At 63.5% G+C, this 24051-nt stretch carries 21 protein-coding genes and 1 pseudogene; 10 read left to right on the forward strand and 12 right to left on the reverse strand.

From position 1 onward, the window contains the following. Positions 1-144 precede the first annotated feature (144 nt). Entirely contained in the window at positions 145-1245 is a 1101-nt protein-coding gene (locus J2W40_RS04620; RefSeq protein WP_310222226.1) for a ThuA domain-containing protein, read from the reverse strand. Between the two features lie 92 nt (positions 1246-1337). After that, positions 1338-2837, reverse strand: a complete 1500-nt coding sequence (locus J2W40_RS04625) for a CoA-acylating methylmalonate-semialdehyde dehydrogenase (protein ID WP_310222227.1) — start codon at positions 2835-2837, stop codon at positions 1338-1340. Between the two features lie 94 nt (positions 2838-2931). Between J2W40_RS04625 and J2W40_RS04630 the strand changes: the two genes are divergently transcribed. Continuing rightward, positions 2932-3816, forward strand: a complete 885-nt coding sequence (locus J2W40_RS04630) for a LysR family transcriptional regulator (RefSeq protein ID WP_310222228.1) — start codon at positions 2932-2934, stop codon at positions 3814-3816. A gap of 70 nt (positions 3817-3886) precedes the next feature. Continuing rightward, positions 3887-5494, forward strand: a complete 1608-nt coding sequence (locus J2W40_RS04635) for an AMP-binding protein (RefSeq protein ID WP_310222229.1) — start codon at positions 3887-3889, stop codon at positions 5492-5494. On the opposite strand, the gene J2W40_RS04640 is transcribed toward J2W40_RS04635, so the two are convergent. Beyond that, a complete protein-coding gene (locus tag J2W40_RS04640; RefSeq protein WP_310222230.1) occupies positions 5495-7048 on the reverse strand; it encodes a family 43 glycosylhydrolase in 1554 nt (517 codons plus the stop codon). 76 nt (positions 7049-7124) lie between these two features. Between J2W40_RS04640 and J2W40_RS04645 the strand changes: the two are divergent. Next, positions 7125-7271 (forward strand): annotated as a pseudogene (locus J2W40_RS04645) (MFS transporter); the annotation flags it as partial. 3 nt (positions 7272-7274) lie between these two features. Here the strand turns inward: J2W40_RS04645 and J2W40_RS04650 are convergent. Next, positions 7275-8183, reverse strand: coding sequence for an SDR family NAD(P)-dependent oxidoreductase (locus J2W40_RS04650; RefSeq protein ID WP_310222231.1), 909 nt, complete (start codon positions 8181-8183; stop codon positions 7275-7277). A gap of 151 nt (positions 8184-8334) precedes the next feature. Here J2W40_RS04650 and J2W40_RS04655 point away from each other — a divergent pair, with 151 nt between their 5' ends. Next, positions 8335-9117: an SDR family NAD(P)-dependent oxidoreductase gene (locus J2W40_RS04655; RefSeq protein WP_310222232.1), complete on the forward strand. Its 783-nt coding sequence runs from the start codon at positions 8335-8337 to the stop codon at positions 9115-9117. A 4-nt stretch (positions 9118-9121) separates the two neighbouring features. On the opposite strand, the gene J2W40_RS04660 is transcribed toward J2W40_RS04655, so the two are convergent. Beyond that, on the reverse strand, positions 9122-9577 hold the full coding sequence (locus tag J2W40_RS04660; RefSeq protein WP_310222233.1) for a MarR family winged helix-turn-helix transcriptional regulator: 456 nt from the start codon (positions 9575-9577) through the stop codon (positions 9122-9124). Positions 9578-9656: 79 nt separating this feature from the next. On the opposite strand from J2W40_RS04660, the gene J2W40_RS04665 reads away from it, so the two are divergent. The 3 genes from J2W40_RS04665 (at position 9657) to J2W40_RS04675 (ending at position 13042) form a co-directional block, all read left to right on the forward strand. Beyond that, a complete protein-coding gene (locus J2W40_RS04665; protein WP_310222234.1) occupies positions 9657-10754 on the forward strand; it encodes an alpha/beta hydrolase fold domain-containing protein in 1098 nt (365 codons plus the stop codon). 133 nt (positions 10755-10887) lie between these two features. After that, on the forward strand, positions 10888-11463 hold the full coding sequence (locus tag J2W40_RS04670) for a hypothetical protein (RefSeq protein WP_310222235.1): 576 nt from the start codon (positions 10888-10890) through the stop codon (positions 11461-11463). 151 nt (positions 11464-11614) lie between these two features. Continuing rightward, the gene (locus J2W40_RS04675; RefSeq protein ID WP_310222597.1) at positions 11615-13042 is read left to right on the forward strand and encodes a porin; all 1428 of its coding nucleotides are present in this window, start codon (positions 11615-11617) and stop codon (positions 13040-13042) included. Between the two features lie 24 nt (positions 13043-13066). On the opposite strand, the gene J2W40_RS04680 is transcribed toward J2W40_RS04675, so the two are convergent. The 5 genes from J2W40_RS04680 to J2W40_RS04700 all read right to left on the reverse strand — a co-directional run bounded on the left by J2W40_RS04680 (position 13067) and on the right by J2W40_RS04700 (position 18814). After that, a complete protein-coding gene (locus J2W40_RS04680; RefSeq protein WP_043153409.1) occupies positions 13067-13330 on the reverse strand; it encodes a hypothetical protein in 264 nt (87 codons plus the stop codon). 41 nt (positions 13331-13371) lie between these two features. Beyond that, positions 13372-14058: a DUF4197 domain-containing protein gene (locus J2W40_RS04685; RefSeq protein ID WP_310222236.1), complete on the reverse strand. Its 687-nt coding sequence runs from the start codon at positions 14056-14058 to the stop codon at positions 13372-13374. Between the two features lie 62 nt (positions 14059-14120). Further along, complete coding sequence (locus J2W40_RS04690) at positions 14121-15209, reverse strand: NAD(P)-dependent alcohol dehydrogenase (RefSeq protein WP_310222237.1); 1089 nt, start codon at positions 15207-15209, stop codon at positions 14121-14123. Then, on the reverse strand, positions 15209-17803 hold the full coding sequence (locus tag J2W40_RS04695) for a TonB-dependent receptor (protein WP_310222238.1): 2595 nt from the start codon (positions 17801-17803) through the stop codon (positions 15209-15211). Before J2W40_RS04695 ends, J2W40_RS04690 begins: the two co-directional genes overlap by 1 nt. A gap of 81 nt (positions 17804-17884) precedes the next feature. Beyond that, positions 17885-18814 (reverse strand): AraC family transcriptional regulator, encoded by a 930-nt coding sequence (locus J2W40_RS04700; RefSeq protein ID WP_310222239.1) that lies wholly within the window; start codon positions 18812-18814, stop codon positions 17885-17887. Between the two features lie 218 nt (positions 18815-19032). Between J2W40_RS04700 and J2W40_RS04705 the strand changes: the two genes are divergently transcribed. Then, positions 19033-19899 carry a 2-dehydro-3-deoxygalactonokinase gene (locus tag J2W40_RS04705; protein WP_310222240.1) on the forward strand — a complete coding sequence of 289 codons (867 nt, stop codon included), beginning with the start codon at positions 19033-19035 and terminating at the stop codon, positions 19897-19899. After that, positions 19896-20528, forward strand: coding sequence for a 2-dehydro-3-deoxy-6-phosphogalactonate aldolase (locus J2W40_RS04710; protein ID WP_310222241.1), 633 nt, complete (start codon positions 19896-19898; stop codon positions 20526-20528). Before J2W40_RS04705 ends, J2W40_RS04710 begins: the two co-directional genes overlap by 4 nt. Before the next feature lie 12 nt (positions 20529-20540). On the opposite strand, the gene J2W40_RS04715 is transcribed toward J2W40_RS04710, so the two are convergent. Then, positions 20541-21908 (reverse strand): ATP-binding protein, encoded by a 1368-nt coding sequence (locus tag J2W40_RS04715; RefSeq protein WP_310222242.1) that lies wholly within the window; start codon positions 21906-21908, stop codon positions 20541-20543. Then, on the reverse strand, positions 21905-22633 hold the full coding sequence (locus J2W40_RS04720; RefSeq protein WP_310222243.1) for a response regulator: 729 nt from the start codon (positions 22631-22633) through the stop codon (positions 21905-21907). The genes J2W40_RS04715 and J2W40_RS04720 overlap by 4 nt, the downstream gene beginning before the upstream one ends. 305 nt (positions 22634-22938) lie before the next feature. Between J2W40_RS04720 and J2W40_RS04725 the strand changes: the two genes are divergently transcribed. Beyond that, on the forward strand, positions 22939-24051 hold the full coding sequence (locus J2W40_RS04725; RefSeq protein WP_310222244.1) for an efflux RND transporter periplasmic adaptor subunit: 1113 nt from the start codon (positions 22939-22941) through the stop codon (positions 24049-24051).

A 24051-nucleotide genomic window follows, 5' to 3' on the forward strand; every position in this document is an offset into this window, starting at 1 on the left:
CCCAGATGCTGATAGCCGTTCATCATGTGCCTTCCTGGAAAAGGGATCAAACCCCTATAAATCCTAGGATTTCGCACTTCGATCTAGAATCCACCCTGCTACATCAAAAATAGTCGATAATATATATTATGTTAATTACATCTTCTATTCGGCCTGACATGCTTCCTGCCGATCGCCCGCCCACCGAACCGCATTTTCCAACAACCGTACATGATGCCCATCGGCATAGGTTTCCGGGCGATGGCCGATAGCGCTGTAGGACATGCGCCCTTTGCCGATGCAGCGCGTCCAGGCAATAGGATGATCACCCATCGTCAACGGTTCGCCGGGCTTGTAGCTGCCTTCGTCCAACGTCGCGATGATCGTCGCCTCGGTCCCGCGCGGGTTGCTTTTGAAGGAATACCATTCGTCATTCATGACCCACGTCTGGGGCAGGCCCTGATTGACAGGATGACCTGTATTTTCGATCACGACCCGCGCATCCTGAAATTGCGGGTTCATCGGATGTCCGGCAAAGCGCGCGCCGATCAGCGTATCGACATACCAGTCCCAAAACGTCGCCGGATCGCCGGCCGATCCATGAACCCCTACGAAACCGCCGCCGCCCTCGACATAGTCGCGAAAGGCCTTGCGTTGCGACAGGGTCAATACGTCTCCGCTGACGTTGTTCCAGATGACGACATCGAACTGCGCCAGGGTCGCAGGATTCATCGCGCCACCCTTGTCGGTCACGACGATCGCCCAGCCTTCACGCTGTGCCATGGCCAGAAAGGCAGCCTTTGCCGCTTCGACCGATGGCCCATCACGGAAGCCGGTCATCTTCTCGAACAGCAAGACCGCCAGCTTATTGTCAGGCAGCGTAAAATTTGGACGATCATCATCATAACGGGCGCACCGTGCTGCCCGGTCCGCATCCGTTACCGGGATTGCCCGCAAACGCTGGTCGATAGAGGCCAACGCTTCTGGCGTCATGGCCTTTTCCCTCATCGTCCGCACCGTCAAGATAGCCGCGAATGTCGGCGCCTTCGTCGAGGTAAAGCTGGGAGGCAGAGCTTTGAAGAGATCGGGAGCCTGCGTATCCAGCACGCTTTTCGCCACCGGGTTGAGCAACAGATCAACCAAGGGTGACTCGATCGAAAACGGCGCATCGCGAAGCGGGCAATCTATCAGCGTCCGCGCCGTGACCGGGCTGCTGGTTAGGCTGGCCAGGAACAGTCCAGCCAGTATCGCCCCCATCCGTTTCATCACCGCTCTCCCATCATCTTGTGTAAGATAAGGCTATAGCAGTGCGACAGCGATGAAAAGGCGAGCCGTGGCCGACCGACCCGCCCTTTCCATTATCCCATCGTCGGGATGACGAAGCTCTGGTCCATCACCGCACCGCCGCTCGGCCAGCGCTGGGTGATCGTCTTGACCCGCGTATAGAAACGCACGCCATCCATGCCATATTGGTTCATGTCGCCAAAGCCCGACCGTTTCCAGCCGCCAAAGCTGTGATAGCTGACCGGCACCGGGATCGGCACATTAATCCCCACCATGCCGACCTCGACATTGGTGCAGAATTTCCGCGCATAGTCGCCGTTACGGGTAAAGATAGCGACGCCATTGCCATATTGATGCTTGGTCGGATAGCTCAACGCCTCCTCGAACGTGTCGGCTCGCACCATCTGCAATACCGGGCCGAAAATCTCTTCATTGTAGCTTTTCATGTCCGGCTTCACATGGTCGAGCAGCGTCGGCGCCAGGAAGAAGCCTTCCTCATAGCCCTGCAACGCAAAGCCGCGCCCGTCGATAACGAGTTCAGACCCTTCATCAACGGCCATCTGAATATAGTTTTCAATCCGTGCCTTATGCGCCGAACTGACCACCGGACCATAATGGGCGTCAGGATCGCTCGGCACGCCGACGCGCAATCCCGCTATCCCGGTTTCGAGCTTGGCCCGCAGCGTTACTGCGGTCGCTTCGCCCACCGGCACCACCACCGGCAAGGCCATGCAGCGTTCGCCCGCCGACCCGTAAGCCGCGCCAAGAATGTCGGCGACCGCCTGGTCCAGATCGGCGTCGGGCATGACGATACCATGATTCTTCGCGCCGCCCATGCACTGCATCCGCTTGCCGTTCGACGCGCCGCGGCCATAGACATATTGGGCGATGTCGGACGAGCCGACAAAGCTCACCGCCCGGATCGCCGGATTGTCGAGGATCGCGTCCACCACCTGCTTGTCGCCATGAACGACGTTCAGGATGCCTGCGGGCAGCCCCGCCTCCATCGCCAGCTCCGCCAGCCGTACCGGCACCGACGGGTTCCGTTCGGAGGGCTTGAGGATAAACGCATTGCCACACGCGATCGCTGGCGCAAACATCCACATCGGGATCATCGCCGGGAAATTGAACGGCGTAATCCCCGCCGCGATGCCGATCGGCTGGCGCATCGAATAGACGTCGATCCCCGGTCCTGCGCCTTCGCTATATTCGCCCTTGAGCAGATGCGGAATGCCGCAGGCGAATTCCACCACGTCCAGCCCGCGCTGGATATCGCCCTTGGAATCCGAATGCACTTTGCCATGTTCGGCCGACAGCATTTCGGCCAGCTCATCCATATGCGTTTCGATGAGCGCCTTGAGGTTGAACATCACCCGCGCCCGGCGCTGCGGGTTCATCGCTGCCCAGGCGGGCTGCGCCGCCTGCGCATTGGCGACGGCCGCGTCCAGTTCGGTGGGATCGGACAGGCGGACCTGCGCCTGCACCTTGCCGGTCGCCGGATCGAACACATCGCCCAACCGGGTGGAGGTCGATGCCTGCTGTTGGCCGCCGATGAAATTGTCGATGATGCGCATGATGCCCTCGCGATAAATGCCTGACGCGGCGATTAGCCTATGGCGCCCTGCGCAAAAATGATCATATCTGCGCATCTGTTGTGCAAGGATATATATGCTGCATTGGGATGATCTTCGCCTCTTCCTTGCCGTCGCGCGTGCTGGCCGCCTGACCAGTGCGGGGCAGGCGCTGGGCGTTAACCACACCACCGTCGCCCGCCGCCTGACCGCGCTGGAGGAGGCGCTCGGCGCACGCCTGTTCGATCGCACTTCGCGCGGGGTAGCGATGACGGCGGCGGGCGCGCTGCTGCTCGACCATGCCGAACGGGTCGAGCGTGAGTTCGAAGCCGCCGCCGCAACGCTGTCGGGACGGGCCGAAGCGATCGCAGGCGAAGTGCGCCTTGCGACCCCCGAAGCCTTCGGCACCTACATTATCGCCCCCAACATCGCCGATTTTCACGATCGTTACCCCGACCTTTTGCTGGAACTCGTGCCGGAATCGCGGGCCGTCAGCCTCGCCAACCGTGAAGCCGACATTGCCATCACCGTCGATCGTCCGCCGCGCGGCAAGCTGGTGATGCGCAAACTGTGCGACTATCAGCTCGGCCTCTATGCATCCGCCGACTATCTCGCTCGCCATCCGCCGATCCGCACCGCCCAGGATGTCGCCGCCCAGCCCTTCGTCGCCTATATCGACCAGATGATCGACATGCGTGGCCTGCGCTATTTGTCCGAAGTCGCGGGCGAAGCCCGCCCCGTGTTCCGCTCAAGTTCGATTGTCGCCCAGCAAAAGGCGGTGGCGTCGGGCGTCGGCCTTGGCCTGCTCCATCGGTTTTCTGCCGACAGCGAACCCGGCCTCGTCCGCATCCTGCCCGACGAGGTCGAAATCACGCGCAGCTACTGGCTGGTCCTGCGCCCCGAACATCAAAAATCTCCCCGCACCCGTGCCGTCATAGCCTTCATCGACGATCTGCTGGCGCGATATCGGGCGTTGCTCTGACCCTCCATCGCCAGAGCGTTGGATTGCCACTCGGCTTGCTCGTGCCGCCCATCTCCCGCATTTCTGCGCCATGTCCGACATAGCTTCACTCCGGCGCACAACCCCCACCGGCTGGTCCGTCCGCCGCGACGATGCCTTCGCGGCGCAGGCCTATAAGGATGGCTGGTGGCAAGCGGAAACCGCCGCCGATGCAATGGTGCGGACCGCGCGCGAAACGCCCGACCGCGTCCTCCTGATCGACGGTGACACCAGCCTGACCGCCGCCACCCTCTATGCGCAGGCTACCCGTCTGGCACAAGCCATGCTCGCCCGCTTCGCACCGGGCAGCGCCATCTCCTTCATGCTGCCCAACTGGCACGAAGCCGCGATCATCTATATGGGCGCAACGCTGGCGGGCATGGTCGCCAACCCCATCCTGCCCTCGCTGCGCGACCATGATCTGCGCTTCCTCCTCGCTGATCTTAACAGCGCGATGATCTTCATCCCCGCCAGCTTTCGCGGGCATGATTATGCCGCGATGCTCGCGCGCGTCACCCCGGCGCTGAAAAGCCCGCCCGCCGTCGTCGTCTTGCGCGGCGATGCAGGCCCGCACATCGTCTTTGCCGACCTGCTGGCAGAAAGTGCCGACGCGCCGCTCCCAACCGTCGACCCCGACGATGTTCGTATGGTCATGTATACCAGCGGCACCACCGGGCGGCCCAAGGGCGTCCTCCACAGCCACAACAGCATCAATGCCTTGATCCGCCAGATCGGCCGCCACTGGCTGGTCGAACCAGGCGACCGCTTTCTGGTGCCGTCCCCCATCAGCCATATCGGCGGGTCGATCTACGCCTTTGAAACGCCTTTGCTTTTGGGCGCGACCGCGATCCTGATGGAACATTGGAATCCCGATGAAGCCGTCGCCATCATGACCACCCAGCGCTGCACTCATATGGCCGGTGCGACGCCATTTCTCCAGCATCTGCTGGCTTCAGCCCGCGCAGCCGGAACGCGCCTGCCCGACCTTAAACTCTTCATTTGCGGCGGCGCTTCGGTTCCGCCAAGCCTAATCCGCGACGCTGCCGCCTATTTCGACCAGGCGATCGTCAGCCGTGTCTATGGCTCCACTGAATTGCCTGTCACCACTGTCGGCGTGATCGACCCGGCCGATCGCGATCATGCCGCCGACACCGATGGCCGCCCCGGCATCGCCACCATCCGCATCGCGCCCGATGGCGAAATCCGCGCGCGCGGACCGCAGATGATGGTGGGTTATCTCCACCGGGAGGATGAGGAAAACAGCTTCGACGCCGACGGCTATTATCGAACCGGTGACCAGGGTGCATGGATCGACAGCGACCATCTGGTCGTCACTGGGCGGATCAAGGATATCATCATTCGCAATGGCGAGAATATCGCACCAAAGGAGATAGAGGATCTGTTGATCGCCCATCCCGACATCGCCGAAATTGCGATCGTCGGCATCCCCGATCCGCGCACCGGGGAAAAGGCGGTGGCCGTCATCGTCCCGCGCAATGGCGCAAAACCCGACATAGCCTCTTTGGCTGATTTTCTCGCCAGCCAAGGCGTCGCCCGCTTCAAATATCCCGAGAGCGTCCTGTGGGTCGATGCCCTGCCCAAGAACGACGCTGGCAAGATACTCAAAGCTGCGATCCGCACGAGCCTGACGACCGGCTGATCAAAGCGCTTGAAACCGGAAATTGCGGAACCGCGCCTCCCCCGGACCCGCCGCATACAGGCCCGGTCGGAGCATCAGGAACCCGCCGCGCACATTATGATGATAGCCCGACACTTCCATGCCCCGGTCGAAACGGCTCCACGTTCGCCCTTGGTCCCCGCTCAAATGATAAGAGACGATATGGTGGCGGTTGGTCACCTTCATCGTCAGCTTGCGGCCATGGGGATTGGCGGGGCGGCCCCGCTCCATGCCATATTGATGGGTGACGAAGCGCGTCTCGTCAAAACCCAGCCCGCAATAGAGCTTGTCATCATAGAAGAGCAGCAGTCCCGCTGTCCCACCAGGCGCAATCTCGATTTCGCACTGAAATTCATAGGCCGGGTCGCCCGCGATCAGCAGCAGCGGCGATGAATTGACTGGCGCGGTCCCCCGCCCCTTCAAGAACAATATGTTGTCTTCCACCCGTGCCCGATCTGCTTCGTCGGACGTCGGCTTGAAGAAATTCCACTTCGCGCCGAGGTTCAACGTCGCGAAATCATCCGACAGCGCCAAGGCGTGCGGCAGCGCTTGACCACCGCGTGGCTTGGCGATCGGCTGCGACAAATCGCCGCCGGTCATGCGGAACCAGCCATTCGGCGTCCATTCGACCGGATCGAGCAGGGTTTGCCGGCCCAATGTCCAAAGGCCATTTTCATAGCCATGATAGACCGCCCGCCAGCTTTTATCGGGCGCTTCGACCAAGCTGGCATGGCCGCGCGACCACCAGCGTTCGGCCAGCCTTTCCGTCCGTACCAGCGGATTGCCCGGATGCTGCTCCCAGGGACCATGAATGGAGCGGGATCGCGCTGCGATCACCATATGTCCGGTCGGCGGTCCCGCTGTCCCGCCCACCGCGGTCAGCATGTAGAACCACTCGCCATGACGATGGATCTTCGGCCCTTCCGGTGAAAATCCTTCCACATCCCACGTGTCGGGATAGCGCCAGGGATCATAGACATGCTCGACCGCGCCGACCGTGGACAGTCCGTCATTGCTCAATCTTATGCGGTCGCCGCCCGACAGGAACAGCCAGCGGCTGCCATCCTCGCCAACCACATGGCAGGGGTCGCTCCATGGCCCGTCGATCGTGTCGGCATGGATTACGAAGATGCTGTTGGGGGCTGCCTTGACCGGCATGTAGAGGAAATAGCGCCCGCCATGCTTTTCCAGGCTGACCGCCCACACCGAGCCGATATTCTTGTGCAATGCCGCCCCGCGCGGCTGCCAGTTGATCAGGTCGCGGCTATGCCAGATCGTGACCCCCGGATAGCTGTCGAATGTCGAGAAGGTCATGTAATAATCCGCGCCATCCTTGAGGACGGCCGGATCAGGGCGATCGCCCGAAATCAGTGGATTGAGAAAGCGCCCGTCGCCCAAATCGGCGATACGCTGATTGTCAAAGCCCCGCTTCCAGTCCGCCGCGGCCATAGGCGTTGTGGCAGCTTCCGCGCGGCCAAGCGCCAGCGCGCCGCCCGCCAATACCCCCGTCATCGCGTCGCGCCGACTGATCGCCATAGTCTTTCCCAACTAAAAAACCGGGCCGCCCGTGCAGAGGCGACCCGGTCATGAGCCTTACATCTTGAAGCGCGCGGTCATGGCCAAATATGCAGGTTACATCCTCGACGGCATCGGCAGCTACACGCCGCTCTTTGCCGTCGCGGGCAGTGCCTATTTCGTCGCATTGGGTGCCGTCCACCTGCTCTCGCCGCGGCTGGAGCGTGTGAGCGTATCGACCTGATCTTCAGGCCCCCGCTACGGCCCGTTCAAAGCTGTAGCGGATATGGTCGACATGGCCGTGCAAGCCAAAATCGAGCGGATCGGCGCTGTCCATGATGGCGTCGATTTGGCTGCCGACATCCTCCATCGACCAGGCTGGCTGATAGACGCCCTTGCTTTCCGCCACGAAGACCCGCGCGATGCGCCCCGCGATCGAGGCCAGCATCTGGCCGGTGATCGAGCAATCCTCATGCGCCAGCCATCCGACAACGGGCGCGACCAGTTCAGGCCCCATCGGCGGATAGGCGGACACGTCGATGCCTTCGGCCATGCGGGTGACGGCACCGGGCACGATGATATTGGACCGAACGCCCTGCGCCTCCCCCTCCAGCGCCAAAATATTGTTGAGGCCGATCATGCCGGATTTGGACATGGCGTAATTGACGCAATTTGCATTGCCGTAGACCCCGCCGATCGAGGAGGTCAGCACGATCCGGCCATAGCCCGCACTGCACATGATCGGGAAGGCGGGCCGGGTAACATGAAAAGCGCCGCGCAGATGCACGTCTAAGACGGCGTCGAAATCGTCCTGGCTTAATTCCTGCATAGATCCGTAGCGCACATTCCCGGCATTATGGATCAGCATATCGGTGCGACCATAATGGTCGAGCGCGCAGTCGATGATAGCGCGGCCGCCTTCGGGTGTTGCGACCGACTCGGTGCAGGCGACCGCTTCGCCACCCAAAGCCTTGATCTCCGCCACGACATCGGCTGCGGGTCCGGCATCGCCGCCCTCGCCCCGGATCGCGGCACCCGGATCATTGACGATCACCTTTGCGCCGCGGGCGGCCAGCAACAGTGCATAGGCGCGGCCCAAGCCACGACCTGCACCCGTGATGACGGCGACGCGATCGTCGAAGCGCAACTCGGCCATGGCCCTATCCTTCTCATCTGGTTGTCGCGCCAACGGGTTACCGGGTGCATCCGCCCGTTCAAGACAGGCCGACAAGGCATCGCTCCAGCGGTTCGCGATGGCGGGCCTAGCGCGATAGGACAGGCTCAAGACAGAGAGAGGGACATAAACGATGCAGGTTGCGATCATCACCGGGGCGGGCAGCGGCATCGGCCTGGCCACCGCTAAGATGTTGGCAGAGGCTGGCATGGCGATCGTGGGCGTCGGGCGCGACGCCGACAAGCTGGCGACGCTCGAACAGGCGATCGGCGATCCGACGCGGATCGCGACGCTCCCGGTCGATATCACCGCCGACGATGCGCCGACCCGGATCGTCGCTCTGGCGCTCGACCGCTTCGGCCGGATCGACTTCCTCGTTAACAATGCCGGGGCAGGCAGCCCCAAGCCGCTGCATGAAACCGACGATGAGACGCTCGACTATTTTCTGGGGCTGATGCTCCGCGCGCCGTTCCGCCTGTGTCGCGAAGTCATCGGCCATATGGGGGATGGCTGTGGCATCGTGAATGTCAGTTCAACCTATGCGATGATCGGCGGGCGGCGGGGCGGCGCTTATTCGGCGGCCAAGGGCGGCCTTGGCGCGCTGACCCAGCATATCGCCTGCGATTATGGCCCGCTTGGCATTCGCGCCAATTGCGTCGCGCCTGGCGTCACCATGACCGACATGGTGCGGCACCGATTCGACGATGAGATGTTCAAGCGGGTGAATGTCGAAACGACGCCCTTTCCCCGATTGGGCGAAGTCGAGGATATCGCCAGCACGATCGCCTTCCTTTGCTCGCCAGGCGCGGGGTTCATCAATGGGCAGACGATTGTCGTGGATGGTGGCTGGACCACCACCAAATATCTTTCCCCGCGCGCGCTGACCACGAAGTGGGTGGAGCCGGACGCCGAATAAGCGATCAGGGGTGGCAAGCGTCGCGGCAGATCTGGCGGAGCAGCGCCAATATCTCGTCGCGCCGTTCGGGCGGTATCGAACGGCCGATCACCTCTTCATGGCGCGCGAAGGCCTGCTGCACTTTTGCATGGAGCTGTTTGCCTTTGGATGACAGCGAGAGGGCGATCGCCCGCCCCTTCCCCGGATGCTTATCGAGCGCGCCGAGCAGCGCCAGTTTGTTGATCAGCGGCACCAGATTGGCGGGCTGGGCACGCAAAGCGCGGCCGATGTCGCTCTGGGTACAGCCCTGGTTCGCGCCCAGGAACAGCAGCAGCGTTGCTTCACTGACATTGAGTTCCAGAGGCTGAAGCATATTCGCCAGAGCGGCGGTCGCCGCCGTGGTGGTGCGGCGCAGATGATAGCTGAGCAGAGTGTCGAGCGGATCGACCAGATCGGATAAAGCGGACAGCGACACGGACATAGGTTTCAATAGTCTGCTTGCGCTCCCCACTCAAGTCTGTAGATTATGTTGTATAACATACAATGCAGAGGAGATGAGCATGTCTAGACTATCTAAAGGAATTAGAACGGTTTTCCTGGCCACTTCGGCTTGTGCGCTGAGTATCGCCGCCGCTTTTGCCCAGACGCCACCCTTGGCCGGACCCGGCACGATCGAGCCGGACGGTACGGTGGTTGTGCCGTCCTTCCGCTTGCCGCCATCGGACTATCTGAGCGAGGCGGCGAAGAAGGCGCTGCCCCGGACACCGTCGGACCCCGAAGAACCGATGATGCGCGCCGTCGCGGCCGGTCAGGCCGGTGCGTTGCGCGCGCGGATGCCGCAACTCATGGCGCCGCGCATTGATGCCCTGAAACAGATGTACAAGGTGACCACGCAAGAGACGGTGATCGCAGGCATCCCCGCCGTTCGGGCGACACCGACAGGCGGCGTCCCACGGGCGAACCGGGCCAAAATCCTGCTCAATCTGCCCGGCGGTGGCTTTGTCATGGGGGCCGCGCCAGGAACGGGCATGATCGAATCCATCCCGCTTGCGGGTCTGGCCGGGGTGGAGATTGTCAGCATCACTTATCGGCAGGCGCCCGAACATGTTTACCCGGCCGCAACGCAGGACGTGCTGACCGTCTATCGCGAATTGCTCAAGACCCATAAGCCACAGGATATCGCGATATTCGGCTGTTCGGCAGGTGGTCTGCTGACGGCAGAAACCATCGCGGCGCTGGTGCGCGACAAACTGCCCCTGCCAGCGGCGATCGGCATCTTCTGTGCGTCGGCCGATGCGCGCTGGGGCGGTGACAGTCGGGCGTTCGGGCGTCCGTTCCAGGCCTTGGCGCAGCGAGAAGATAGTCGCGGCTATTTCAAGGATAGCGACCTGTCCGATCCGCTGGTTTCCCCAATCGAGTTGCCCGCGACCTTGGCGCAGTTTCCGCCGACGCTGGTGATCACGGGCACGCGCGCGTTCGAGATGAGCGCGGCGGTCAACACGCATAAGGAGTTGGTGAAGGCCGGGGTCGATGCCGACCTGCATGTCTGGGATGGCCTGGGCCATGCCTTTTTCTACGATCCGGCGTTACCCGAATCGCGAGAGGCGTTCGACGTCATGGCGCGCTTCTTCACCCGTCACCTGAACCTCCAACGCTAGGCGGCAAAGGCGGCCCTCCGGCAAAGTCTCGCGCGTGACACTTTACCGGAGGGCAAAGTGTCACGCGCGACAAAGTGCGACTCGGCAGAAATTAGGGATTCACAGGAGGGCTGCACTGTGCTTGATTCACCTTATGTTTCACGCACCCCTTCCCTCCCGCGCAGCCGGCGGCAGCGATGTGTCGCTGCTGCTCGACCAATTGTCGCATTGCTGTTCGCGTCCGCGCTATGCCTTCATGCTGCTGACCTTGATCGCGGACGTGGCGCGGCCCGATGGCAGCGCCGGACCATTGGTGCGGGTGGACGACAGCCTGGTGTCGTTGCGCGACTGGTTGTGCGATGCGTTGACGCCCATGGGCCATCGCGACCCCCGGCGGATGGCGCTGGTCGAACGTGTCAGGGACGAATTGCGCAAGGAAGAGCGGCTGACCGGCGACGCGGCGGCGGACGAGGCTTTGGTGCAGGATGAAGTGCGTATGCGTGTCCGCACCTCCGGCAAGACGAACCTCAGCCGCGCGGTGTCGGAACTGGTGAAGGCCGGGTTGCTCAAACGCCATTATCAGGGGTTTCGCGTCGATCATTTGAACCGCGGCGCGCAGCGACAGGCGGTCTATACCCTGGCCGGACGCGCCCGCGCGCTGGTCAGTGCGCCGCCCCTGGCACGGCGTCCTGCCACCCGGCCACGGCAGGGCGATCTCTTCGCGTCCTGACGTGTGAACGTGCCGACATGTATGTGACGATTTCATGTCGCTACTGTCATAAAAACCGATAAAATCTGTCATTAGATTGTCATTTAAGAGTCATAGCTGGCGCCCTTGTCGAACAAGGGGCAAGGCTGTGAAACAATCGAGACATATCGGCATGGGTCTGGCGGTCAGCCTGCTGGCGCTGATGCCCCAAGCCGCGCAGGCGCAAACGGTTGAGCAGTTGCAGAGCCAGATCGACGAGCTGAAGGCCCAGGTCCAGGCTCTTACCGCCGCCTTGTCCACCCATCAGTCCGCCCCGACAACCGCGTCCGCCGCCGCCCCTGCGCCGGTCCCGACCAGCCCTGCCCCTGCCCCCGCGCCACAGGTAGCGACCCTTTCGGCACCCAGCCCGGAGCCTGTCGGTGCCGCGCCGGTCCAGAAGCCGAAGAAAAGCTGGTATGATCGCCTGTCGCTGCGCGGCTATACCCAGATGCGCTACAACGCCTTCCTGTCTGGCGACGATAGCGCACCTGCCGGGGTTTCGCGCCTGCGGTCGGTCCATGACAGCGGCATTTCCGACAATGGCGGCTTTACGCTGCGCCGGGTCCGCCTCGTCCTGCAAGGCGATATTTCCGATCGCGTATCGCTTTATCTGCAGCCGGACTTCGCGACCGCCGTCAGCAACCAGAGCGGTGGCGAACGGCGTGAGGGCTTTGGCCAGTTGCGCGACGCCTATGCCGATATCTTCCTCGACAAGGCCAAAAGCATCCGGTTGCGGTTCGGCCAATCGAAGGTGCCCTATGGCTGGGAGAATATGCAATCCTCGTCCAATCGCCTGACGCTCGACCGCAGCGACGCGATCAACAGCGCCGTGCCCGGCGAACGCGACCTGGGCGTCGTGGCCTATTATACGCCGCCATCGGTTCAGAAAATCTGGGACCGGCTAGCCGATGACGGGCAAAAATTGTTCGGCAATTATGGCGCGTTCGGGCTGGGCGTTTTCAACGGGCAGGGCATCAACAAGACCGAGCAGAATAAAGACCTGATGAAGGTCGCCTTTGCGACCTGGCCGTTCGAACTGGATGGCCTGGGCGATGCCTTTGCGGGCCAGGTGTTCGAGATCGGCGGGTCGGCGATGCTCAACACCATCCAGCCGGAAATCCGCAGCGGCGGGGTCAGCGCCCTGTCCTATGACGATAATCGCGCTGGCATCCACGCCATGCTCTATCCCCAGCCGATCGGCATTCAGGCCGAATGGAATTGGGGCCGCGCGCCGCAATATGATCTGGCCAGCCAGTCGATCCGCGCGAGCAAGTTGAATGGCGGCTATGTCCAGATGATGGCCCGACTGCCGACGTCGGACAGCTTCGGCCCGCTCATGCCTTATGCGCGATGGCAACATTATCGCGGCGGCTGGAAGGCGGCGACCAATGCACCGCGTCTGGAGACAGACGAATTCGAACTGGGCCTGGAATGGCAGCCGTGGAAGGCGCTGGAAATCACCATGACCTATGCCCGGATGAAGCGTACCGAAGCGGATGAGCGCCGCACGGGGCGCGCCGAAGGCGATTTGATCCGTACCCAGGTCCAGTGGAATTATTAAGGCCCGGCGCGCGCTGATCGACCGTTAATGCGCCTCGCTGCGCATCCGCACCACCAGCGCTTCGATCTCATTGGGTTCGAGCAACCAGGTCCGCGTCTTGCGGCCTTCCCGATGGACGGGATGGGTCAGCAACACCCGCGCCTGCGTCTGGGCGTGGGGCTTGTAGAGCGCGAAATGGGTGGCGCAGTCGCGGATCGTGCCGATCAGCGGCGGCTTGCCGTCGAGGTCGATCATCGTCGCGGGCTGGTCCCAGGGGATGGCGGCGACGCCGGGATATTTCTGTTCCATGGGGGCCGGAACACCACGGCGCGCCGCCAAAATCAAGGGGCTTATCGCAGCAGCGCCATCAGGATCGGGTCGCGCGTGGCGGCAGGGTCGCGGCGTATCTCCGCTTCCTCGCGGCCGATGGCGCGAAAGATGGCATCGCCGATCTGCCCCGACACATTGCCCGCCAGCGCCGCATAATCGCGGCCTCCGGTGGCGGACAGCGCCGCCGTCAGCATTTCAAACATGTCCGATTGCAGTGCGCGCGACGCGCCCGGCAACAAGGCTTCGACCACCGAACCGCGCGCTTCGCGCGCCAAAAGGTCCGTCGCCGCCGTCGGCCCGCCACGTAGGACGGACACCGCATCGGCCAGCGTCATGCGCTGCACCGCATCCATCACGATCGGCGCGGCATTGTCGGCCAGATCGACGGCGACATCGTTGAGCGCCATGCCCACCCGATCGCGCACCGCGCGCGTGCGCAGCAGCGCCGACAGCACCGCCCCGCCCCGGTCCCCGCCCAGATCGGGGGGCGTGATGCGGGTAAGTTGATCGTCGTAGAAACCACCCGGTTCGGTCAGGCGCGCAAAGGCGCGTTGGCTCGACAATTGGAGCAGGCGGCGCACCGCTTCCTCCACGGTGTAGCGCCCCATCGGTGTCGCGCAGGCGGCAAGCGGCAGCAGCGCGATTGTCGCGATCAAGCTGCGCCTGTCACAAAGGCCGGTCGGCGCTATCCCCAATTTGTCCACCATGATGCGTCTCCCTGTTGCTGGGCTGACGCTATGGTCCGATCCGCCTTGCCGGTCGCTGAACGTCAGGGGTGATCCATCACCACCACCGGCTTTACCACATCGCCGCTTTCAGAGGCGGCGAAGGCGGCCTGAAGTTCGTCAAAGGCATAGCGCTGGATCAGCTTTTCCAGCGGCAACCGGCCGTCGCGATAATAGCCGATCAGGCGGGGAATGAAGCGCTGCGGGTCGATGCCGCCCTCGACCACGCCGACGATTCGCCGTCCCATGCTCATGATCGCCGAGGGGTCGATGGCGCAGCCACCGGGTGGATAGGCACCGACCAGCGCAAGCGTGCCGCGCTGCGCCAACTTCTCTACGGCGACGCCAAGCAAGGCGGGGACGCCGGTCGTATCGACGATATGGTCGAACAGGCCTTCGACCGAGGCGAGATCATCGCCTGTTTCGGTCGCGCCTAATGTGCGGGCAAGGTTCAGGCGGCTGGCATGGCGGTCAATCACAACTATCCGTCCCGCTCCAGCTATCACCGCCGCCATGACGGCCGACAGGCCGACGGCCCCGGCCCCCAGGATGGCAATCGACTGGCCAGGCGCGACGTTGAGCGTTTCCAGCACCGTGCCCGCGCCGGTCTGTATCCCGCATCCCAAAGGCGCAAGGATATCGAGCGGCAGGTCCGGGGCGATCCGCACCACATTGTCGCGATGCGCAAGCGCATGGGTCGCAAAGGCCGACTGGCCGAAGATATTGCTGCCGATCCGCTGATCGCCGCGCCAGATGCCGCCTTCGCCTGCCTGGGTTACCCCCATGAAATTGCGCGGCACGAACTCGACACAATAGCCCGGTTGATGGTCATGGCAGGCCCTACAGGCGCCGCAGCTATGGAAGCTGAGCAGTACATGGTCGCCGACTGTCACATGGTCGATAGCGGACCCAACCGCATCGACTACGCCCGCTCCTTCATGCCCCAATATGACCGGGAAGGGCGTGGGCAATGCACCGTCCCGCATCACCATATCGGTGTGGCAGATGCCGCAGGCATGAAGCCGCACGCAGATCTGGTCGGGACCGGGCGGGTCCATGGACAGCGTTTCGAAGTGGAAGGGACCGCCAGCTGTTTGCACCACGGCGGCCCTGATCGCGATCCGCCCCATCATCAGAAATCGAAGCCGAAGCGCAGATACCATTCGCGCGGCCGGTTATAAGTGCCAAAGATCGCACCCGCCGCGATGTTTGACCCGCCCGATGTCAGGAAGCGCTTGTCGGTCAGGTTGGTGCCGCCCGCCGTCACCGACCACCGGCCGTCCGGCGCGCGATAGCTGACCGAGGCGTTGATGATGTCGGTCGATACCCGCTTGAGCAGCAGGGTGCGTTGCGTGTCGTTCCAGGCGCTGGACGTATAGGTCCAGTCGGCCAGCATGACGAGCGACGCGCCATTGCCCAGCCTGGCTTCGTAGCGGGGGCTGAGATTGACCTTCCATTTAGGTGTTTTGGGCAGGGTTTCGCCGACCAGCGTCCCGGCCTGGAAGGCATTGGCCCCGCCGACCGCCGCGGCACCGGCCGAGACGGAAGTATATTGCGCGTCGATATAGCCGACCGCGCCATTGATGGTCAGGCCATCGACCGGCGCTGCGACCATTTCCAGTTCGAAGCCGCGGATGCGCGCATCGCCCGCATTGGCGATGGTCGGCGATGTGCCGACCTGGATATTGAGCTGAATGTCGCGATATTTGGTCGAGAAGACTGCTGCGTTGAGTTGCAGCTGCCGGTCGAGCAGCGTGGATTTGATGCCCGCTTCCCAGGTCGTCGCCTTTTCCTCGTTGAAGTCGGGGGCGACATTGCCCTGCGGGTTGGTCAGGCGCGTGGTCCAGCCGCCGGTCTTATAGCCCTTCGACCAGCTACCATAGAGCATGACATCGTCGGTGGGATGGATCTGGACGCCGACCTTGGGCGAGAAATCGCTGAATTTCTTGCGGTTGACGCCGGGCGTGTAGACGCGGACCGGATTGTTCGGGTCGGGATAGCCCAGGCCCGCCTGGCAGGGGATCGGCGCCAGCGGAAACGCGCCGCCGGGGAAGACATTGCCATTGGCATCGGCGCAACCGAACAGCTTGTAGTTGAAGCCGTTCAGTTCCTGTTGGCCGCCCTCGAACCGCTTGCGTTCATTGGTGTAGCGGCCGCCGATGGTGATGCCGATCAGGTCGATCGGGCGATAGTCGATCTGGCCGAAAAAGGCGTAATTCTTCGTTGCCAGTTCATTGGGACCATCGACCTGCACCAGCCCTTCGGCGAAGGTCACATAGTCGTGCAGGTCGCCCGCTTCCTTGAAATAATAGGCGCCCAGAACATAGTTGAGCTTTTCATCCAGGGCGTTGCCGAGCAGCTGCAGTTCCTGGCTGAACTGCCATTGGTTCATGGTAAAGCTCAACTGCACGAAATTGAGCGGCGAGCCGTCTGCATCCAACCCGGCATTCCAATGCAGCTCGCGATAGGCGGTGATGGATTTGAGCGCGAGATTGTCGGCCAGGTCGAAGTCGACGATGCTGCTGAGGCCCCAGCTTTCCAGGTTGGAATAGCTGTTGCCGCTGGCATAGCTGCGGTCCTTGTCCGCAACCAGATAGCGACCATCCCAGGGCAGGCGGTCATTGGCGGGATTGCCATCGACATTGGCGCTGGCGACGCTGGCCAGCTGGAATTGCGGATTAAATTGCGTACCCGCCACGCCGCACAAGGCCTGGGCGTTGCGTGCGGCGATCTGCGCGCCCGTGCTGCCGATGCAGAAATTATAGAGGCCTGCAAACAGGAAGCCGGTGGTGCCGGTCGGGTCGAACGCCGTGCCGGGCAGGTTGGTCGTGCCCGCGAAATTGCCGGGCACGAACTCGGTCGTGCCGATCAGCTTGTTCGCCGACGTGCCCTTGTCCTTGCTATAGTCGCCGGAGAAGGTCGCGCGCACCGCCCCGCCATTGTCCCAGCGCAGCTTGCCGCGCAGGTTCCAATTGTCATTGGCACCTTCCTTGGCCGCGCTGTCATAGCCCGCAGCCGAGAAAGCGTCGAAGGAGGGCGTATTGTTCGCGCGCTGATCGGGATAGGGCAGGCGCTTCAAGAAGCCGTCGCGCGACTTGATGCCGAAGGTGAAAGCGGAGCTAAGGCCATCGGTGATCGGCACGGTCACCGACCCGCGCACCTGGAACAGCTTGTAGCTGCCCAGCGTCACGTCGCCCTTGGCTTTGAATTCGTCGCCCGGATCGGCCGTGACGATCGAGATCGCGCCGCCGATCGTATTACGGCCGAACAAGGTGCCTTGCGGCCCCTTCAATATTTCCACCCGCTCGACATCGAGCAGATCCTGGTTCGCGCCGACCGTGCGGGCGAGATAGACGCCGTCGAGATAGATGCCGACGCCCGGATCAATGTTGAAGGCGAAATCGTCCGACCCGATGCCGCGAATATAGGCGGACAGCACGGCGGTGGAGCCGGAAAAGGGCGTGCCCGCGTCCAGATTGACATTGGGGGCGATGGCGGAAAGCTGCGACACGCTACCGACGGCGCGTTCCTGCAAGGATTCGGCGGTAAAGGCCGAAATGGCGATCGGCACATCCTGCACATTTTCCGCGCGCTTCTGCGCCGTGACGACGATTTCGGCGATGCCGCCCGATTGTTCGGCATCCTGTGCCAATAGTGGCGTGCTGGCCATCGCGCTCGACGCCATCAGCGCCGCGATCATCGACTTGCCCATTTCCAATCCTCCCATAATGGCCCACCTGTTCCGGTGTGTTGTCGGCCATCATAGGCGGCGGCCCCCACCGCGTCTTGGATAGGGGCGAACCGAGGATCAGGACAAAAGCGAACCACCCTGGCCACTGCGCCACTGGCGGGGTGAGACGCCGAAATGGCGGCGGAAGCAGCGGGTGAAGAAAGCGGAGTCGCTGAAACCGACGTCGAAGGCGACGTCCGTGATCGTCATGCCATCGTCACGGGCCAGCAAGGCCGCCGCCCGTTCGAGCCGCCGCGTGGTGATGAACGCGGTCGGCGTCAGGCCGACATGGCGAAAGAAGCTTTTTTGGACAGCGCGCGGCGACAGGTCGAGCGCTTCGCAGATCAGCGCCGTGCCAAGGTCTGGATTGCCCAGATGCTCCAACGCATAATCGACCGGCGAGCGCGGCATGGCGATCGCCGGTCGATCAACCACGCTGCGTCGGCAGAGCATCCTTGCCGCATCGGCCAGCAACACACCCGCATCATCGTCCAGCGCGGCCAGCTTATCGCGTTGCGACCATAGGCCTTGCAACACATGGGCCAGGAACAGGACATGCGGGTTGGTCGATGGCACCAGACAGCCGTGCCAATCGCGCGCGGCGATATCATCGCCCATCATCGACACCGGCACCTGCAGGATCAGGCAGTCGTTGAACTGCGAAATGTCGATGGCATAAGGGTGACGATCATCGGCGATGACGACGTCGCCGACCCGCGCCATGCTGCTGCGGTCGCCATGGATCATCGTCATAGATCCCCGGTGAAGCAAATGCAGCAACAGGTGCCGCTCTTCGCCTTCCGTCACCACCCGGCTGACCTGCGCCCTCTCGCTGCGCGCGCGGGCAAAGCCGACACCGCCGAGCGACCAGCGCGCAAGCTCGGCCTTGATCCCTTCGGGCGCATGGGCGGTCATGCCGGGAAAGGCCTCTGCCACCACCTCGCGCCAGAAGAGCTGGCGACTCTGTGGCGGCACGAGCCGCGTGGAGTAACGCTCGACCGCGCTCATCGACGGGCCATCTTGCGGCCATATGCACGGTGGATCATAGCCAACATCCTCTCCCCTTTTCGTCGCGCGCTTATCTTTGCCCGTCGACCGATCTTGCCAATCGTCGCAAAAGTATCCCAGGCATACGGATATGGCAATATGATTGAACGGTCACACCCTTCGCTGGACCGGCGACCAACAGCGTTGCCTTTGCAAAGGCCTCGATATACTCGGACAATATGGGAATATCGCATTTCATCGCCGTCGATTGGGGCACGACCAATCGCCGCGCCTATCGGATCGAGCATGGCGCGGTGGTCGCCACGCACCGCGATACACTGGGCGTGACATCGGTGCCGCCCGGTGGATTTGCGGATGAAGTCGATCGCCTGCGCGAGCGGCTGGGCGATGGCCCGCTGTTGCTGGCGGGGATGGTCGGGTCCAATCGCGGCTGGATCGATGCGGGCTATGTGCCCACGCCTGCAACGCTCGATACGCTGGCGGCCGCGATGGCGCACCCCGCCGACGGCGTCATGATCGTGCCCGGCGTGTCGCATATCGCGGACGGCCGGGGCGACGTGATGCGGGGCGAGGAAGTGCAATTGCTCGGCGCGGTCGCCGCTGGCCTCGTCCCCGCCGACGCGCTGCTGTGCCAGCCGGGCACCCATTGCAAATGGGCGTGGATGCGTGGCGGCGCGATCGCCGCCTTCGTCACCGCCATGACCGGCGAGATGTTCGCCCTGCTCAAGGCCCATGCCCTGATCGGACAGGATATGACGGGGCCGGTCATAGCGGGCGACGCCTTCCTGGCGGGCGTGCGCGAAGCCAAAGGCGGGGACATGCTCGCTTCGCTATTCGCCATCCGTCCGGCGTGCCTGCTTGGCCTGCGCGACCGCGCCGATGCCGCGTCCTTTGCCAGCGGCCTGCTGATCGGCAGTGATTGCGCCGCCCATGCGACCGGCGGCACCGTCCATCTGTTGGCCGATCCGACGCTGGGCGCCCTCTATGGCTGCGCCATCACCGAACTGGGAGGCACCGCCGTCATGGTCGATAGCGAAGCCGCCTTTATCGCGGGCATGACCCGCCTTTGGGAGCAGATTGCATGAGCCTGGATTTTCCCACCGCCTTTACCCGCTGCCCGCTGGTCGCCATTTTGCGTGGCGTGCGGCCGGACGAGGTCGAAGCGATCGGCGACGCACTGGTCGAAGCGGGCTTCACCCTGATCGAAGTGCCGATGAACTCGCCCGACCCGATCGACAGCATTGCCCGACTGGCGCGCCGGTTCGAGGGACAGGCACTGGTCGGCGCAGGCACCGTGCTGACCGTCGCACAAGTCGAACAAGTGCGGCAGGCGGGGGGACAGCTTGTCATCTCGCCCAACAGCGACGTCGCCGTGATCGCCGCGACCGCGAAAGCGGGCATGATTTCGATGCCCGGCTATTTCACCCCGACCGAAGCCTTTGCCGCGATCGCGGCGGGCGCAACGGCGCTCAAGCTCTTCCCCGCCGAAGCCGCCACCCCTGCCCTGCTCAAGGCGCAGCGCGCGGTCCTGCAGAAGGATATGCCGGTGCTGATCGTCGGCGGCATCAACCCCGGCAATATGGCCCCCTGGGTTGAGGCGGGTGCCAATGGGTTCGGCCTTGGCTCCGCGCTCTACAAGCCAGGCGCAACCGCGGCGCAGGTCGGCGAAGCCGCGCGCGCCTTCATCGCCGGTTGGCAGGCCTTGTCGGCCTAACGCAACCTTTCCTTACCCCTTCATGTCGATGGTGGCGATCAATCCGCCATCATCGGCGTTGCGCAAGCGCACCGACGCCTCGAAACTCATCGCCAGCGACCGCGCGATGGTGAGCCCAATACCCGTGCCGTGCCGCCCGCCGGGTTGACCGCTCGGCCCCCGCGTGAACGGTTCGAACATCTGATCGAGCTGATCAGGCGCAATGCCCGGCCCCCGGTCGCGCACATGGATCAGCACGCGCCCGCCGGTCCGCGCGCAGCTTATGTCGGCGCTGCCGCCATATTTGATCGCATTGTCGACCAGATTGCCGATGCAGCGGGTCAGCGCATTGGGCTTCACCCGCACCGTGCCGCCGCATCCCGTGATGAACCGCACCGGCGCGCCTAGTTCCTCCGCGTCTTCGGCCATGCTGGCGAGCAGCGAGTCGATATCGAGTTGCGACCAAGGCTCGCGCGCTTCTGTGCTGCTGGCGAGGTCCAATCCTTCACGCACCAGCGTCTGCATCGCCTGCAGATCCTGCAGTAGGCGCGCGCGCAACTCACCCTCCTCCATCAGTTCCAGCCGTAGGCGCATCCGTGTCATCGGCGTTTGCAGGTCGTGGCTGATCGCGGCAAGCAATTGCGTGCGCTCGGCAAAACCGGCGCGGGCGCGGCGCTGCATCAGGTTGAAGGTGGAGAGCGCCGCGCGCACTTCCTCTGGCCCCCGTTCGGGAATTTCCTCCGGATCGAGCGACACGGAAAAGGCTTCGGCCGCGCGTTCAAGACGGCGCAACGGCTTGGACACGAAGCGCGCGACCAGAATCGCCAGTCCCGCCGAGGCCACGATGATGACCATCAGATAGAGCGGATTGTAGATGGCGGGCGGCGGCTTGGCGAGGCGAGGAAAGGTCAGGGCGAGCGCGCGCCGCTGCCCACTGGTGTCGGTAAAGCGCACGACCCAGCAATCGGGGCGCGGCGCATCGACCAGCCCGGCCGCGCGCTCGGTCGTCCGGGTAAAATCTGGGAAGCACAGGCCAAGCGGCACCTGCCCGGCTTCGGGCAGTGAGCGAGGACCAAGGCGGTCGGCCAGTGTTGCCTGCAGGTCGGCGTCCGGTTCGTTGATCGCGATCCCGGCGGGCGCGGGCGAGGCGCCGATGATGCTGTGCGTCGCCATCATCGCCTCGATCCGGGCGGGATCGCGGCGCAAACGGTCGGCGATGTCCAGTGCGCTCGCCACCACACGCTGGCGCCGCACCCGCTCGAAATCATGCCGTCGTGTCTGTTCGGCGACCATCAGCGCGATGATCGCGGCGACCGACATGCCAAGCGTGAGGATCACGAAAATCTGGCCGGTCATGGACCGGAAGAAGACCGGCACGCGCGACAAGGATCGGCGGATCATGAATAATCCACCGCGCTGGCCAATACATAGCCTTCGCCGCGCACCGTCAGGATCAATTCGCTACCGCCCGGCAGCACCGCCAGCTTTTGTCGCAATCGGCTGATCTGCAGGTCGATCGTCCGATCGAAGGCAGCGGTCGCGCGCCGTTCGGGCAGCAACGCCTCGCGCGCCAGCACTATGTTCGGCTCCTCGATGAAGCGACAGAGCAAGCGATATTCCGCCGATGAGAGCATCACCAGCCGCTCGTCGGGCGCGACCAGCCGCCGTTGTACCAGGTCCAGCCGCCACGGGCCGAAATGGGCGTAGCGCATCGCCTCGACGGGAGCCACAGGTTCGCTCCGCCCGCGCCGCAACAGGTTGCGGATGCGTACCAGCAACTCGCGCGGTTCGAACGGCTTGGTCAGATAATCGTCGGCGCCCAGCTCCAGCCCCAACACCCGGTCGATCGCGCTGCCGCGCGCGGTCACCATGATGATCTGCACGGCCGAACCCTCGGCCCGCAATTCGCGGCACAGCGACAAGCCGTCGCCATCGGGCAGGTTGAGATCCAGCACGATGAGGTCGACACTCTCCTCACGCAGCGTCTGGCGCAGTTCGGTCAGGCTGCCGACACCCAGCAGCCGGTAATTTTCCTGTCGCAACTGCCCGATGATGAGATCGCGAATATCGGCATCATCATCGACCACCAGCACCGTGGCGGCAGGGGAAATGGGAGGATCAGTCATGCGGCCTTCTATCGCGCACGGCTGCAAAAGTCTGCGCTTCTCCGCACGGTGCTACAGGCTGATACAAAGCGTTACCCGACAGCAACGCCATGCGACAGGATGACGATAAGTCGCTCTACCATGTGACAGGCAATGGCGTCAGGACAGCAGCGTCGGCACCCCCTAGCCGACGCCAAGCGGAGTCCTCGCGACGTCAGCGGAACAGGTCTGTCCGGCGCACGATCCCTCCCCCCTCCCCCCGTGTCCGGCCGGCCCGCCGATGACGCGAGGCTCCGCCTGGTTCACGCAAGGATCGACGTTACTCTATGCCCTCGCCTTTTCGCACCGTGCCGCTGGCGCTCTGCATATTGATCGCCGCCTGCGCCGACCCCAAGCCACAGCAAAAAGGCCCGGTCGAGGTGGGTGTCGTTACCCTGACAACGCAGAGCGTAACCGTGGCGAGCGAACTGCCGGGCCGCACCGTGTCGGCGATGATGTCCGAAGTTCGGCCCCAGGTTGCAGGCCTGATCCAGAAGCGGCTCTTCACCGAAGGGGCAATGGTGACGGCGGGGCAACCGCTCTACCAGATTGACGAGCGGCTCTATCGTGCGTCGCGCGACGAAGCGCAGGCCGCGCTCGCCAGTGCGCAGGCGACTCAGATGGCGGCGCAGGCCAGGGCGCGCCGCTACACATTGCTTGGCGACAGCGAAGCCGTCAGCGCGCAGGATCGCGACGATGTCACCGCCACTGCGCGACAGGCGAGCGCCGCCGTGCAGCAGGCGCGTGCCAGCCTACAGACCAGCAACGTCAACCTGCAATTCACGCTGGTCCGCGCACCAATCAGCGGGCGTATCGGTCGCACCCTGTTCACGCCGGGCGCGCTCGTGACCGCAAGTCAGGCCGATCCGTTGACGACGATCCAGCAGCTTGACCCGATCTATGTCGATGTCACGCAATCCAGCACCCAATTGCTCGCGCTGCGCCGGTCGCTGGCGTCGGGCCAGACGCTGCCCGCGAGTGCGACTATTCGCCTGAAACTGGAGGATGGCAGCGATTATCCGCAGGAGGGGGTGATCGCGTTTGCCGAGCCGATCGTCGACGTCAATAGCGGCACGGTGACGCTGCGCGCGCGCTTCCCCAATCCCGACGGGCTGCTGATGCCCGGCATGTTCGTGCGGGTCGTCGCCCCGCAATCGGTCGTGCCCGGCGCCATCCTTGCGCCGCAGCAGGGCATCACCCGCGATCCCAAGGGCAATGCCACCGCGATGGTGGTGAACAGCGCCAACAAGGTTGAGCGCCGCACCGTGACGGCGGGTCAGGCGATCGGCGACAAATGGCTGATCACCAAAGGCTTGAAGGCCGGCGACAGACTGATCGTCGAAGGCACGGGCAAGGTGCAGCCCGACGAAATCGTCAAGCCCGTCGCGGCATCGAAATAA

This window comes from Sphingobium xenophagum (assembly GCF_031457465.1).
GTDB classification, from domain to species: Bacteria; Pseudomonadota; Alphaproteobacteria; order Sphingomonadales; family Sphingomonadaceae; genus Sphingobium; species Sphingobium xenophagum_A.